The 13,498-nt window shown below is 65.4% G+C and carries 12 protein-coding genes and 2 CRISPR repeat arrays; of the genes, 7 read left to right on the top strand and 5 right to left on the bottom strand.

Going from position 1 to position 13,498, the window contains the following annotated elements; genetic code table 11:
* Positions 1-52: 52 nt before the first annotated feature.
* Positions 53-320: direct repeats of the CRISPR family, unit length 28 nt; unit sequence TCTCTCAGCCGCCTATGTGGCGGGTAAC.
* Between the two features lie 107 nt (positions 321-427).
* The 3 genes from J2T57_RS22200 to J2T57_RS08750 all read left to right on the top strand — a co-directional run bounded on the left by J2T57_RS22200 (position 428) and on the right by J2T57_RS08750 (position 2,322).
* The gene (locus J2T57_RS22200) at positions 428-838 is read left to right on the top strand and encodes a transposase (RefSeq protein WP_366519082.1); all 411 of its coding nucleotides are present in this window, start codon (positions 428-430) and stop codon (positions 836-838) included.
* 333 nt (positions 839-1,171) lie between these two features.
* Entirely contained in the window at positions 1,172-1,438 is a 267-nt protein-coding gene (locus tag J2T57_RS08755) for a hypothetical protein (protein WP_253476793.1), read from the top strand.
* Between the two features lie 257 nt (positions 1,439-1,695).
* The gene (locus J2T57_RS08750; protein ID WP_253476791.1) at positions 1,696-2,322 is read left to right on the top strand and encodes a hypothetical protein; all 627 of its coding nucleotides are present in this window, start codon (positions 1,696-1,698) and stop codon (positions 2,320-2,322) included.
* Positions 2,323-2,378: 56 nt separating this feature from the next.
* Here the strand turns inward: J2T57_RS08750 and J2T57_RS22405 are convergent, their stop codons facing one another.
* Complete coding sequence (locus tag J2T57_RS22405; protein WP_253476789.1) at positions 2,379-2,834, bottom strand: RCC1 domain-containing protein; 456 nt, start codon at positions 2,832-2,834, stop codon at positions 2,379-2,381.
* Positions 2,835-2,843: 9 nt separating this feature from the next.
* Positions 2,844-3,651: a CRISPR direct-repeat array (repeat unit 28 nt; unit sequence TCTCTCAGCCGCCTATGTGGCGGGTAAC).
* A gap of 195 nt (positions 3,652-3,846) precedes the next feature.
* Here J2T57_RS22405 and cas1f point away from each other — a divergent pair.
* On the top strand, positions 3,847-4,719 hold the full coding sequence (cas1f, locus tag J2T57_RS08740) for a type I-F CRISPR-associated endonuclease Cas1f (RefSeq protein WP_253476787.1): 873 nt from the start codon (positions 3,847-3,849) through the stop codon (positions 4,717-4,719).
* Positions 4,716-8,276, top strand: coding sequence for a P-loop NTPase family protein (locus tag J2T57_RS08735; protein WP_253476785.1), 3,561 nt, complete (start codon positions 4,716-4,718; stop codon positions 8,274-8,276). Before cas1f ends, J2T57_RS08735 begins: the two co-directional genes overlap by 4 nt.
* Before the next feature lie 78 nt (positions 8,277-8,354).
* On the opposite strand, the gene recA is transcribed toward J2T57_RS08735, so the two are convergent.
* Genes recA through J2T57_RS08720 form a run of 3 tightly spaced genes read right to left on the bottom strand, consistent with a single transcriptional unit; the run spans position 8,355 to position 10,909 of the window.
* Positions 8,355-9,389: a recombinase RecA gene (gene recA, locus J2T57_RS08730; RefSeq protein WP_253476783.1), complete on the bottom strand. Its 1,035-nt coding sequence runs from the start codon at positions 9,387-9,389 to the stop codon at positions 8,355-8,357.
* Positions 9,390-9,448: 59 nt separating this feature from the next.
* Positions 9,449-9,871, bottom strand: coding sequence for a hypothetical protein (locus J2T57_RS08725; RefSeq protein WP_253476781.1), 423 nt, complete (start codon positions 9,869-9,871; stop codon positions 9,449-9,451).
* A 42-nt stretch (positions 9,872-9,913) separates the two neighbouring features.
* Positions 9,914-10,909 carry a hypothetical protein gene (locus J2T57_RS08720; RefSeq protein WP_253476779.1) on the bottom strand — a complete coding sequence of 332 codons (996 nt, stop codon included), beginning with the start codon at positions 10,907-10,909 and terminating at the stop codon, positions 9,914-9,916.
* Positions 10,910-11,033: 124 nt separating this feature from the next.
* Between J2T57_RS08720 and J2T57_RS08715 the strand changes: the two genes are divergently transcribed.
* Positions 11,034-12,170 carry an AcrVA2 family anti-CRISPR protein gene (locus J2T57_RS08715; protein WP_253476777.1) on the top strand — a complete coding sequence of 379 codons (1,137 nt, stop codon included), beginning with the start codon at positions 11,034-11,036 and terminating at the stop codon, positions 12,168-12,170.
* Here J2T57_RS08715 and J2T57_RS08710 read toward each other — a convergent pair.
* Positions 12,167-12,373 carry a hypothetical protein gene (locus J2T57_RS08710; RefSeq protein ID WP_253476775.1) on the bottom strand — a complete coding sequence of 69 codons (207 nt, stop codon included), beginning with the start codon at positions 12,371-12,373 and terminating at the stop codon, positions 12,167-12,169. The two genes, J2T57_RS08715 and J2T57_RS08710, sit on opposite strands and share 4 nt — an antisense overlap.
* A gap of 115 nt (positions 12,374-12,488) precedes the next feature.
* Here J2T57_RS08710 and J2T57_RS08705 point away from each other — a divergent pair, with 115 nt between their 5' ends.
* Positions 12,489-13,481, top strand: coding sequence for a hypothetical protein (locus tag J2T57_RS08705; RefSeq protein WP_253476773.1), 993 nt, complete (start codon positions 12,489-12,491; stop codon positions 13,479-13,481).
* Positions 13,482-13,498: the final 17 nt, after the last annotated feature.

The raw sequence follows: 13,498 nt of genomic DNA, 5'->3' as shown, positions 1-13,498 counted from the left end.
CCGCCTATGTGGCGGGTAACCAAGCGCCCTTCACCTGGCACACCGGCATTATTCTCTCAGCCGCCTATGTGGCGGGTAACTCGAACGGAGCGAGATCGTCGGCTTCGGGGATTCTCTCAGCCGCCTATGTGGCGGGTAACGAGCAAGGCGCAGCGGTGCGGCACGTAACCGATCTCTCAGCCGCCTATGTGGCGGGTAACTTTGATGCGGTCCCGCGCCCGCGCGACTGCCCTCTCTCAGCCGCCTATGTGGCGGGTAATCTGCAAATGGGACCGAGCGCCTCCAGCCCACTTCTCTCAGCCGCCTATGTGGCGGGTAACTGGTAACCGCACGGTCAGAACCGTCTTTCAGTCCTGATTCCACTTCCCCATGATGCGCGCTCGCATTCATTCTGTGGGCATTCGTTAAGTGTCCACTTGGGGGATAAGTGGACACCAAGGTTGATGAGAACAAGCGTGGTCCCAAGCGGACGCGACGGCGTTTTAGCTTGGCAAGCAAGAAGCAGATGGTCGCGGAAACGCTGAAGGACGGCGCCTCCGTTTCACTGGTCGCACGGCGCTACAACGTCAACACGAACCAGTTATTCAAGTGGCGTAACCTGCTGCAGCTGGAGCTGGCCAAGCTCAAGCGCATGCAGTTCGGCCGCTCGTCGGAGAATCTCGACCACCAGGTCGCGCAGCTCGAGCTTGCCATCGAGGAGATGGAAACCGAGGGGGCGAAGTCCGATGTGTTGACGGGCGTTGTGAAACCCTGCCTGCGTGATCGCATTTATAAGCCAGCATGGTTTTCAGCATCCCCCAGCCTGCGTCCAGGGTGGACTTGGCCATCCTGGTCTTGACCAGGGCGAGGGAGTTCACATGGAAACTCAGGTCATTGATGTAGTTCCACACAAAGTTCACGGAAGCCGCCTCGCGCAGCAACGCCCTGGCATGCTTGTCCTTGACGCGAACCTGGAGTGTTTTGGTGCTGGCCATGACCTGCTTCCTAGTGTTAATATAACTTTAATTATCGTCAGCTTTGAAGGAAAGTCAAAATCAGCAACAACGGACCTCCTGACCCTGCGCTTCGATGAAGCGCGCGCTATCCATCCCCGACGTGAACGGCGGGGTTTTCGCGCATTCATGATAAAACTTGGAGGTTCCCCCTCCAAATCACACAAGGACCAATCACTATGGCCACACGACAACAGATGCTGGGGTATATCGAAGAGTGCATGTCGGATGAGGAGATGTTGGACTCCTACGTACTGTGCGAGAAGCTTGCTGCCAATAACGTGGATACTGAGACGGTCACGGTTGACACGCTACTTAGCGACTATGTCAGTGAGATGAGCAACAAGGAACTGGCTGAGCTGTGCACGGAAGTCCGCGGTGAGACACTGGCTCAGTGGATCAAGAACAACCCTGCACCCCCTGAGAGTAACGGCCCCGGATTCTAACCAGGCTGATCACCCTGCTGCTGGCATCAAGCACACCCGGGCCAGCAGCAGCCATGCACGCCTTGGCGAGAGCCTCATGCAACGGAGCGAACCAGCGCATGCTGACGCAGGTACAACGGCTGAAACGACTGCAACTGGATGTATCACCCCAATCCGCCTTCCACGCTGGTCAATTTGCTCACCCAAGACTCCCCGTGGTTGTTGGCAAGATCCGGAACCAATCCGGGTTCGATACCATCCTTCCGTGCTGTCTGGACATGCTGATCAAGCTCCCACGCGGTGAGATCCGCCTCCCCAGCCCTTACGCCACGCATACCGCCGTCAACGATCTGCTCGAGCAGATCCTTGCCTTCGAGCAGCAGCTTCTAGGGGATGACTGGGAGGACTACCACCTGTACCTGACCGTAGACTGTCGGTCGGTGCCGGCCGGGCACACACAGCGCAACCCGGGCTGGCACTTCGATGGCATGCAGGGTGTGCGATATCCGAAGAAGCTGCCTATCTGCCACCAGTATGTTGTCTCCAACAGCATCCCCACGGAGTATGCCGGGGCCCCACTGGATGCCGGTGGTCTCGATGAGAGGAAGGACAACTGGTTTGAGGTACTTGGCGGGATGCTCCCGGAGGATGGCTTACGCGAGTTGGGACAACCCTACCGCATCGAGGCCATGTCCGCCTACCAACTGCACCGCGCAAGCGTTGCCGAGGAGACGGCGCAGCGGATGTTCATGCGCCTTGATTTCTCGCTCAAGCAGCAGGATCGGCTGGGAAACACACGAAATCCACTCCTGGCTGCGCCCTGGGTGTTTGTGGGGCGGACGTCGCTTGGTGCCAGCCTGCCAACGGAGACTGGCTTTAATCGGAGTGGACGGTATGGTGCATGATTTTCAACAAGCCATCCTGGCCCATGCACCGAACATCGGTAATTTCCGCCCGTGCCTCATTCCTCTGTTGTGAACGGATCCGGTATCTCCCCCCATTCACTTCGGTTGGATGTATCGCCAAGACCCAGTTGGCCTTCGCCATTGCGCCCGACGCCTAAAACTGAGCCTTCTTTGATCGCGATGCCGCTGTGATACCCACTAGACACACTTCTGGCACCACTCACATCCGTTGCGCTCCAGGTAGCGGCATCCCCACCACGACCAAGCTGACCTTCGGTATTACGCCCGATGCTCCATACGGTGCCGTCAATTAGAGCGTATCCGTGGTAACCGCCACTTGCGATTTCACTGACGCTGCTCACGCTCGTTGAGCCCCAGGTGGTCGTGTCGCCACCACGTCCAAGCTGACCTTCGCCATTGCGTCCGACACTCCAGATCGTGCCATCTATGATGGCATAGCCTTGGTAATCGCCGGCGGCTATCGGTAACTGTTTGCTCTGGTATCGCTTCACTGAGCGCACTCTCTCAGCCGCCTATGTAGCGGGTAACGTGCAGAGCAAAGCCCAACCAACCGACTGCCATCTCTCAGCCGCCTATGTGGCGGGTAACCAAGCGCCCTTCACCTGGCACACCGGCATTATTCTCTCAGCCGCCTATGTGGCGGGTAACTCGAACGGAGCGAGATCGTCGGCTTCGGGGATTCTCTCAGCCGCCTATGTGGCGGGTAACGAGCAAGGCGCAGCGGTGCGGCACGTAACCGATCTCTCAGCCGCCTATGTGGCGGGTAACCGAGCACACCGAAGTCGGCGGCGTTTGATGCGTCTCTCAGCCGCCTATGTGGCGGGTAACGTCGCGATATCGAGCTCATAGATGTGTGTGAATCTCTCAGCCGCCTATGTGGCGGGTAACGTCCCATGGCTCGTTTTTGACTCTGAAGTATGTCTCTCAGCCGCCTATGTGGCGGGTAACGCCGACCGTCCGGTGGACTATCCATTCCATGATCTCTCAGCCGCCTATGTGGCGGGTAACGGGCGTCTAGAGAAGATCCGGGGGGGGATAAATCTCTCAGCCGCCTATGTGGCGGGTAACATACCTCTTTTACGGCGATGATTTGTGGCACTTCTCTCAGCCGCCTATGTGGCGGGTAACGATCGCCGCGGCAGACATGCAGAGCTGAAGGCTCTCTCAGCCGCCTATGTGGCGGGTAACATGTGTCTGCATTCGAGGAAGTCGCACACCTGTCTCTCAGCCGCCTATGTGGCGGGTAACCCAAAGCCATGCCGTGCTCGTCATGTCCGCGCTCTCTCAGCCGCCTATGTGGCGGGTAACTGTGCCAAAAATGACGCAACATGTTGTTAAAGAGGCGTTTTTAACGGTTTTTGACGAAAAACCTTCGTTTTCCCGTCATGTCGGTCTTGGGGCCAATGCCCCGCCCGCCCGGCATCCGTCCCTTGCCAGCAGATCAACATTAATTTAATGTAAATAAAAAAACAAGCGCCGACTTCCGGCGCGCGGAGACGACCGATGCTGATGCCGTCACAAAGACAGGGCGTGATGTACCTTGAGCATTGCCGGATTGTCGCCAATGACCACCGCATCTCCTTCGTCCGCAAGGAGGATGCCTACGAGAAGTACTGGTCCATCCCCCACTACAATGTCGCCTGCCTGCTGCTTGGATCAGGCACGTCGCTGACCCAGCAGGCCGCCCGCCAACTCGCCGAGCAGGGCGTGATGTTCGCCTTTGTCGGTGGCGGCGGCACGCCGCTCTACCTCGCCTCGCAGAGCGAATACCGACCAACCGAGCATCTGCGCGACTGGCTGCCGATCTACCAGGATCCGGAGCGCTCCCTGCGCGCCGCGGTGAGCCTCCAGACCGCGCGCCTTGCCTTCGTCAAGCCCGCCTGGAAGGCAGCCCTTGGCTCCTCGACTGCCTACCCCGACCAGGCCGCACAGGCATTCCTCGAGGCCATGCTCCACTGCAAGAAGACACCCGAGCTGCTCGGCCATGAGGCGAACTACGCGAAAGCACTCTACCGGGCGCTTGCCGAGGCGCACGACATGGAAGGCTTTCGGCGCGACCCGCAGGCGGGCGATGTCGTCAACGCACTGCTTGATCACGGCAACTACCTTGCCTACGGCCTTGCCGCCGTCACGCTCTGGGCCCTTGGCATCCCGCCGGCGCTCGCGGTCGTCCACGGCAAGACTCGCCGTGGTGGTCTTGTCTTTGATCTTGCCGATGTCATTAAGGACGGCGTCATCATGCCGATCGCCTTCGCGAGCGCCGCCGAAGGCGACAATCGCAGCGCCTTTCGCCGGCGCTGCGTCGATCAGATAGACGCGACCCGCGCCCTGCCCCGGCTCTTCAAGGCCATGAAGGATGCCAGGGACGCCGCATGATCATCACCATCCTCAGTGAATGCGAGAAGAAGGCCTACGTCCGTGCCCGCCGTATCCTCTCGCGCTACCTGCCGCAGCTCGGACGGCGCACCTGGTGCGGACACATCAGCGCCGAGGGCCTGAAGGCGCTCCACGGCGAGCTTCGCCGCCAGGCGACCCGACAGTCCGCGCTGATCTGCCATACCCATCGCCGCCGCCGCCCCCCGGAGGTCGCCTGGCGCATCGGCAGTCCCGGCGCTTACGGCGAGGATGGCACCTACGCGCATACCTACCGCAAGCTGCCGCCAACGGCGACCCACTCTCCGGATCCGTACATCGCGATCTATAACCGCCTGGTCGAACTTGCCGGGCTACTGCATGACATCGGCAAGGGCACCATCGGTTTCCAGGACAAGCTCGCACGCTCGGTGGCGCCTGCCCGCGAAGTGCCGGCCCACACACCGGACACGCTTCGCCATGAGCTTGTCAGCCTGCTGCTGCTCGCCCCGCTCTGCCAGACCGACGAGCCCTTTCAGCGGCTCTTGTCGCCCGAGGCGGTCGCGGAGTACTTCGCGTCCCATGCCGCGCCCGCCCTCGCCGCGGCGCGCGAGGCGCTCGAGCCCTGGCGGCTCCAGGCCATTGCCTACAGCACACAGCCAGACGATGTCGCGCCTGATGAGCGCGCGCCCCGCCCGCGTGCCCCGCGCAGCGCCCCCTGCAGCGTCCTGAAGGCGTCTGACTGGGCCGCACGTCCGGTGACAAGCGCGCTGCTCTGGCTGGTGCTGACCCATCACCGCCTGCCAGGTGGCCAGGTCGAGGTGGTCGAGACCCGCGCCGGACGCCGGGGGCGTGCCACGGCGATCGGCGAGCAGATCAACTGCACCATCGACACCTATATGAGCGCCGAGAGCGCCGGGCGGCTCGATGACTTCCTCACCCTCGCGCCCGGTGAGCAGCCCTGGCAGAGCGCGCGCTGGTGCACGCGGGTTGCGCGCTGCGCCGCCTCGCTTGCGCGCGCGATCGGCGAGCTCGCGGCACCACCGGTGGTGCAGCCGGACGCCCCCTCGGACTGGGTCGCCGGACTTGCCTTTCTCGCCCGCCCGGCACTCATCTACGGCGACTACCAGGCCTCGGCCGAGGCCCGCCCGGACGAGGCCCCGGGGCGCGAGCGGGCTGTCTACGCGAAGACCGTCCCGCAGGAGGCTGGCGCCTCGCGGGTGTTCGGTGATCGCCTCGAGACCCACCTGCTGGATGTTGGGGCGCGCGCCTCGGCAACCTTCCGCGGCCTCTGCGCGCTCACTGACAGCCCCTACCAGCGCTTCCCAACGCTCTCGCGCGCCGCGCGCCCGCTCGCCCTCGACACCCTGCGCCCCGATCGCAAGAGCCCCTTCTACTGGCAGCGCGCAGCGCGCGAGGCACTCAAGCCACTGCCCACCGGCGCAGGGCTTTTCGCCGTGCTGCTCGCCGGCACGGGCTCGGGCAAGACCATTGCGGCAGCGCACCTGCTTAGCAGCATCTCCGATCAGATGCGGGTCAGTGTTGCCCTTGGCCTTCGCACGCTGACCACTCAGACTTACGAGGCGTATGTGGGTGAGCGCATGGGCTTTGCCCGCAAGGACGTCGCACTTCTGATCGGCGGTAGCGCCGGGGCGGACGCGCCCGGACACGACTCCCCGCATGGCACCGACAACGAGGCGAGTGCGCCGCTCGACGCCGAGGACGCGGTGGTGCTTGCCGAGGGCGATGTGCTGATCGACACCGACGCCTACAGCCCGCTGCTCTCAATGATCGGCGCACCCAAGGAACGTGCGCTCTTCGAGCGGCCGATCAGCATCCTCACCATCGACCACCTGGTGTGCGCGGCCTCGCTCGCCCGCGGCGGCGATACCCGCGTGCTGCTCCACCTCATGCACGCCGATCTCGTGATTGACGAGATCGATGAGTTCACCGCCGAGGATCTCGTGACCATCGGGCGCCTGGTGCACCTCTGCGCACTCTACGGCCGGCGGGTGCTGATCGCCTCGGCCACCGCCGCACCGGCGATCGTCGAGGGGCTTTATGCCGCCTACATGGCCGGCCAGGCACTGCGCCGCCAGTGGTGGCCCCAGACGCCCGAGCCGCAGGTCGCCTTTATTGCCAATCACGCCCCGTTTGCCCGCCTCGTCGCGCCGCCGGCGGACATCCGTGCCGCCTACCGGGACTTTGCATCGGGCGTCGCCGCAGCACTTGCCAGCGCACCGGTGCGCCACCGCCGGGCGCTCTTTGGCGCGCCGCGGCTCGCCGAGCCCCGGGATGAGGCGCTTGGCATCAGCGTTGACGCCCTGCTCGATGGCTGCGCCGATCTCCACAGCCGCCCCGGCTGCCACGTGGTTGACGAGGAGAGCGGGGTGCGCTGCTCGGCCGGCTTCATTCGCTTCTCGCGCGTGGCTGATGCGCAGCGCTTTGCCGCCCTCGCCTCGCGAGCCGCAGCCCCCCGCGGTATGGACTTCCGCCTGCTCTGCTACCACGCGCAGCACACACTGCTCGATCGCATGACCATGGAGGGCTTCCTGAACGCGGCGCTTCGCCGAGAGCATGGCGCCGGTGAGCGCGATCCGCTGCTTGGCGATCGGCACGTGCGTACCGCACTCAACGCGGTGCGCGAGGCCGGTGGCAGCGATCTCCTCCTGATCGTGGTCACCTCGCCGATCATCGAGACCGGTCGCGACCACGACTACGACTGGGCCGTGCTCGAGCCCTGCTCGACGCGCTCGATGATCCAGGCCGTCGGCCGCGTCTGGCGCCATCGGCGCGAGAAGACCGCCGGGGAGCTCGCCAACGTACTGGTGCTCGACGCGCCGCTGCGCGCAGCGCGCGGCAAGGACCGCCCCTGGAGCTATCCTGGCATCGAGACCCGTGCGCTCAACGACCGCTCCGGCCGCCAGCCACCGCACTATCCGGTCTGCTCGCAGCCTGCGGTGCATTTGCGCGAGGGGCTACTTGAGGATGGCGTCGCGCCGCCGCCCGCCGGCGAGGTGCTTGCGCTAACGGGCGCGGCCGAGGCTTTTGGCGAGCTACTGGAGACCCCCGGCTGTCATGCGGCCCCGGCGCTGCTGCGCCCGGAGCGCTACGCCGCCTCGCCGATCAGTGCGCTCGAGCACCTCGCGCTCGGTGACCGGCTGATCCGCGCGGCAAGCCGTACCTGGCCGGGGCGTGCGCCGGGTCTGCCGGCGGCCATCGGCCGCGCCGACTGCCTGCTCAATGACCACCTCCATCGTGCGCTGCCCTTCCGCGGCCGCCAGGCGCAGCCGGCACGGCTTTTCTTCACCGCCATGGGCGCCGACTACAACACCGGCTCAGCGCGGCTGCTGCGCCGCGGCGTGGAGGCGTCGGTGGCCGTCAGTGACTACAGCCGGCTCGACGAAGCGCGCTTTTTGCTCCGCACCCACGCCGAGGAGAGCTACGCCAGTCTTGCCGAGCGCCTTGGCCTTGATCCGGACCGGCGCACGACCCGCCGGGCGCTCTGCGGTGTTGACCTGCCGCGCCACCGCCAGGGCATTGTGCTTGCCTTCAATCCGCTGCTTGGCTTTGTCGCGTAGGCCGCCTGCGGCTGGCCGCCAAACGACAGCGCGGGTGCCACCAGGGCACCCGCGCGAGGGGAGACGCGGTGGTCGGCGCTACTCGCCAACCGCCTCCGGCAGCGCCTCGACGGCGCCCTTCGCAGCGCCCGGCAGCAGGATCGCCCGCAGCGCCTGGTCGATGGCGTCCGCCATCTGCGGGTGCTCGCGCAGGTGCTCGCGCACATTCTCTTTGCCCTGGCCGATGCGCTCGCCCTGGTAGGCGTACCAGGAGCCCGACTTCTCGATCAGATTGTGGGCAACGCCAAGATCGATCAGCTCGCCCTCGCGGGAGATGCCCTGGCCGTAGAGGATCTCGAATTCCGCCTGCTTGAAGGGCGGCGCCACCTTGTTCTTCACCACCTTCACCCGGGTCTGGTTGCCGACCACCTCCTCACCCTTCTTGATCGCGCCGATGCGGCGGATATCCAGGCGCACCGAGGCGTAGAACTTGAGCGCATTCCCCCCGGTAGTGGTCTCGGGGCTGCCGAACATCACACCGATCTTCATGCGGATCTGGTTGATGAAGATCACCATGGTGTTGGTGCGGTGGATGTTTGCGGTGAGCTTGCGCAGGCTCTGGCTCATCAGCCGGGCGTGCAGCCCGACGTGGGAGTCGCCCATGCTGCCCTCGATCTCCGCGCGCGGCGTGAGTGCGGCCACCGAGTCGACCACGATCAGATCCACCGAGCCCGAGCGGGTCAGCATGTCGGCGATCTCAAGCGCCTGCTCGCCAGTATCGGGCTGGGAGACCAGCAGCTCATCGAGGTTCACGCCGAGCTTCTCGGCGTAGACCGGGTCGAGCGCGTGCTCGGCGTCAATGAACGCCGCGGTGCCGCCGGCGCGCTGCGCCTGGGCAATCGCCTGGAGGGTGAGTGTGGTCTTGCCGGAGCTCTCCGGGCCGTAGATCTCGATTACCCGGCCGCGGGGCAGCCCGCCTATGCCAAGGGCGACGTCGATGGTGAGCGAGCCGGTGGAGATGGTCGGCACATCCACCGCGCGCTGATCGCCCAGGCGCATCACCGAGCCCTTGCCAAACTGCTTCTCAATCTGCCCGAGCGCTGCTGCGAGGGCCTGACGCTTGTTGCTGTCCATGGTAAGAGCTCCGGTTGCGCGGATAGGTCAGGACAGTATAGCTATTATTTAATAAAATGTCAATTAAAAGAGGCTGTCCGGGGCGGATTGAGGAGCCGCTCGGCCATGGCTTCGAGGCGCGAGAGCGCGTCCTCTGCAAGCGCACGCCCGAGGATTGCGCCGCGCTCACAGGAGACCAGCACGCGCGCTCGGCGCGCGCCCTGCACCAGGAAGGCGTCAAAGCGATCGCCGCCAGGCGCATGGTGCCAGGCGAGCGACACGCCATCGGCCGGGCAGTCGATATGGAAGGTCTGGTACTGGTCATGCTGCTCGACGCGCACCTGCACCCCGCTGCGGTTTCGCACGAGACTGCTTGCGCCGAGCGCCGCGGCGGCGACGCCCGAGAGGCGCTCGCGACAGCGCTCCGGCGAGCGGGTATCCTGCGCGGCTGCGCGTGCGCGCTCCGCACCCCGGGCGCGGCGGATCAGGCTGACAATGGACATGGCAGGGCTCCGATGACCTGGTTGTCGAAGTCTACCCTTATTTTACCATTTATCAAATGTATTTTCGCTGAGCGCGGCGCGCCGGGCTCTCGCCACCGCCGGGTTGGCCGTGGAATCCGGATAACGAGTGGCAAGGTCACCGAAGAACGCAAGGTGCGCCGGGTCGATTTCCACCTGGCCGCTGGCGGTCAGCTTGTCGATCGCCCGGTGCAGTGTGTCGACCCGGTCTGCCGCATGGCCGATGCGCCCCTGGATGACCAGGGCGTAGCGCTCGCGCAAAAGCTTCAGCAGGCGGTGCTCGCTCGAGCCGTCCGCAGCCGGGGTGATGCGCTCGAGTGACGCCTCCACATCCCCGAGCAGCGCTTCTGCTCGCTCGCGGAAATAGCCGCTGTGGCTCAGCCTGACATCCCGCGGGGTCGGGAACATGCGCTCGAATCCGTGGTGGTAGCGGCCCTCTCGCGCGGCTTCGCGCGCCCGCGCGGGGCTCTCGAGCGCCTGGTGGTAGGCCTGCTCGCCGAGGGCAATGGTGTGTGCCGCATAGGCGCGGGCGATCGCAGGCGGCAGGGCGCCACCCTCGCCCAGGCGATCGGCAAGCCGCGTGGTCAGCGCCAGCAGACGCTCGCGCAGGGGCGCCATCAGTACGCCGGGGAGGCGGCTTAGTGCCTGGTTTCTCCGCCGCTGGCAGGCTTCAAGGCGCCACTCAACGGGCACAGCGTCATCGGCCTCGCCCGCCGCCGGCCAGTCAATTGCCCGCACATACGACCAGAGTGCCTGGTCCGCGCCTTCCCTCGTCATGCTGGCCGCTCCATGGCCTTGGGCCGGGGCGGTTGATGCGACCAGCTCATCGAGCGGGTCGATCATGCCCCGTGCCTTGCAATGCCCCTCCAGGGTCGCAAGCGCCTCGCCGTCGAGCACCTGCCCCGGACGAAGCAGGATCCGTCCCGCCTCTGTGCTGTCCGCGCGCAGGATCCGACAGAGCACCTGCCCATTGGCCCCGTTGGTGGCTACGACCTCATGTCGTCTTGGTGCCATCATCATGGATCCCTCCATTGATATAATTTGAGATTAATATCAAAACTGTGACGGAGCAAGCATTTTTTAAACGATCGCTTGCGCAGTGCAGCATCGGCATGGCAGCCACGGCTCGGCTATACTCCGCGCCATGGACAACGCACACATGCACGACGAGCGACTCTTCGCCCTTCCCCACCCACGGCGCTTCGCGCTGATGAATTACCTGCCAATGCTCCTTGAGGTGGGCAAGAGCCTTGCAATCGACTTCGGCCCGCTGCTGCATGACCCTGGAGCCGGCTACCACGATGCGGTCTGCGCGCTTGAGGACAACCCGGGGTTTCGTCGATTTGCCCGTGACATGGATCGCTCGCCTGGCGGCGCGCGCTTCGGGGCGCTGAAATCGGAGATGATGGCCGCGCGCTTCGCCGCGCTCCCGGGCAGTCTCTTCCAGACCACCGACGCGCTCGAGGCGCTGCTTGGCGAGACCCGCCTCCCCGAGGACATTCCCTGCGGCGTGCTGCGCTCCCCCTACCCGTGCCTCTTCATCGAGTTTGGCGAGACCCGCAACTCGCCGCTTCAGGTCATGAACCCGATCAGCGGCGCCCATGTGCTCGAGGGTGTCTACGTCATGGAGGATGCGGTCAGTGTGCGGTTGGGCGACAATATCCCCGGCTGGATGAACGGACTGGCGGCGGAAGGCGAGGTGCTGCGGGTGATCAACCTCGACTTCATCGGCTCGCCGCTCGGCAAGGAGAACCTCGCCGATGACGCCCACCAGGTGATGACGCTCTACCTCCCCGATGACGAGGAGCCGCTCTCCGCGGCCTTCGATCGCTGCGTCTCGAGCGCCTGGTCGCACGGGGGTGGCACGCGAGGGGCGGCAGAGCGCATTGACGAGCAGTGCTTCCGTGCCTGCCTCTGGCACCTCGCCTGCGCACTACTCTATATCCAGTCGAGCGAGGTGCGCCGCGAGTGGCTGCCCGAGGAGAGCGAGGCCCGCGCTGCACTTGGCCGCCTCGGCGCGAAGAAGCGTGCACGGGCAGAGCGGCGCCTGCCGCGACTCTATGACCGGGTGCGCGTTGGCCCGCAGGCGCTTCCGCCGGAGCTTGTCGGTGGTGGGGGTGGTGGCGCGGTGCGCCCGCACTGGCGCCGCGGTCATTTCCGCCATCAGCGCGTCGGCCCGGGGCGCGAGAAAAGGGAGGTGCGCTACATCGCGCCGACGCTGGTGCGCGCTGATCGCATCAGCGACACACCCCCACCGACAAAGCCCTACAGCGTGCGCTAGCGTGTCTTGACGTGCATGAAATGGAGCTCGATCCGCCGCCGCCCGATGGCAAGCCCCAGGGTGAGGGTGGTGATCCGGCAAAGCCGCCTGCGCGAGGCGTAGAGTCCAGGGAGAAAAAACCGCTCCCCGGCCGGCTCATGCCGATGACTGATGCTTGGCCGGAAAAACCCGCTGCCAGGATCCCCGTGCTTGATGCGCTCCATGCCCACACCCTCCCTGGCGCTGCTGTCGCGGCGCCGCTCTTCTGTTAATATCCATTATATCAAACAATACCCGCCTGCCTGTTGCTGCGGGTGCGCTGGGTGAACAGGGGGCGCGGTGGGGGGCATCGTAAAAGACGGCTTGCGGGTAGCGCCCATGCTCCTTGGCATGGCGCTCCTTGTTGCCGGCTGCCGAGCGCCGCTCGCGCTTCCCGACGCCTACGATGGGCAGTTCGCGGAGCCACCGCCCGAGACCGCGGATGAGGCGCTGCTGCGCGAGGCCTACAGCGCCTGGTTTGATGGCGAGGTGCTGCTTGCCCTCTACGACCCCGCGGATCTTGGCGCGCTGCGCTCGCGCCTCGCCGAAGGCGTCATCTCGACAGCACTCTGGGCAGAGGTCTCGGAGCACGCGGCGGATCAACGTGATCGCCAGGGACACTTCCACATGCTCGGCATCCGCTATCGCGGCCATGGCGTCTGTCTCATACACGCACCTCCCGGCGATGTGGCAGGGCCTGCCGTGGCCGCTCTCCCGGAGCTTGCGATCGACCGTCGCTTCGCACTCCTCCATGAACTCGCCCACTGCGATGACGCGTTTCTCGCCGATGAGGGCTTTCGCACCCTGCACTTTCACAGCGCGGCCGATGGGCGCTTTGTGCCAGGCCGCGCCTACCTGCGCTACCAGAGCGAGGTCTACGCCGATCTCCTGGCGGCACTGCTGGTGCTCGCCGAGGGTGGGTCTGTCGCGGCGGTCGAGTCCGTCGCCCTTGCCCGGGATCTGCGCCTGCTGCTTGGCGATGCCGAGCACTGGAGTGCGCCGGCACTGCGCGCGCTGCTCGCGCGCATCGACGCCAGCACGCTCTCGGGCGCGCGCCATGATGAGCTTGCCGCCATCGCCCGTGCGCTCCTTGCCAGTGATGCCGTGCTCGACGCCAAGGCGTTTGCCGCACTCGCAGCACTCGCTCGCAGCGACGGCAGGGTGGCCGCACTGCCCGCGGCCCTGCGCGGCGAGCGCTCGGGTGGCCTCCCCCCTGCCCTTGCCCGGGCATTGGCGGACCCGGCGCTTCGCCAGGCGCTCTCGCGCATCGAGCGCGCTGGATACGCGCATTAGCCGCTTTCTGGACATCC

The organism is Natronocella acetinitrilica (genome assembly GCF_024170285.1).
Lineage (GTDB): Bacteria > Pseudomonadota > Gammaproteobacteria > Nitrococcales > Aquisalimonadaceae > Natronocella > Natronocella acetinitrilica.
Note: the sequence above shows the minus strand (reverse complement) of the source record. Positions and strands in the feature narration are given on the sequence as shown.

Coding starts and splice junctions, on each gene's coding strand:
- J2T57_RS08755 (WP_253476793.1), top strand. CDS start 1,172: ATGGCCACACGACAACAGATGCTGGGGTATATCGAAGAGTGCATGTCG.
- J2T57_RS08750 (WP_253476791.1), top strand. CDS start 1,696: ATGCTGATCAAGCTCCCACGCGGTGAGATCCGCCTCCCCAGCCCTTAC.
- cas1f (WP_253476787.1), top strand. CDS start 3,847: ATGCTGATGCCGTCACAAAGACAGGGCGTGATGTACCTTGAGCATTGC.
- J2T57_RS08735 (WP_253476785.1), top strand. CDS start 4,716: ATGATCATCACCATCCTCAGTGAATGCGAGAAGAAGGCCTACGTCCGT.
- recA (WP_253476783.1), bottom strand. CDS start 9,389: ATGGACAGCAACAAGCGTCAGGCCCTCGCAGCAGCGCTCGGGCAGATT.
- J2T57_RS08725 (WP_253476781.1), bottom strand. CDS start 9,871: ATGTCCATTGTCAGCCTGATCCGCCGCGCCCGGGGTGCGGAGCGCGCA.
- J2T57_RS08720 (WP_253476779.1), bottom strand. CDS start 10,909: ATGATGATGGCACCAAGACGACATGAGGTCGTAGCCACCAACGGGGCC.
- J2T57_RS08715 (WP_253476777.1), top strand. CDS start 11,034: ATGGACAACGCACACATGCACGACGAGCGACTCTTCGCCCTTCCCCAC.
- J2T57_RS08710 (WP_253476775.1), bottom strand. CDS start 12,373: ATGGAGCGCATCAAGCACGGGGATCCTGGCAGCGGGTTTTTCCGGCCA.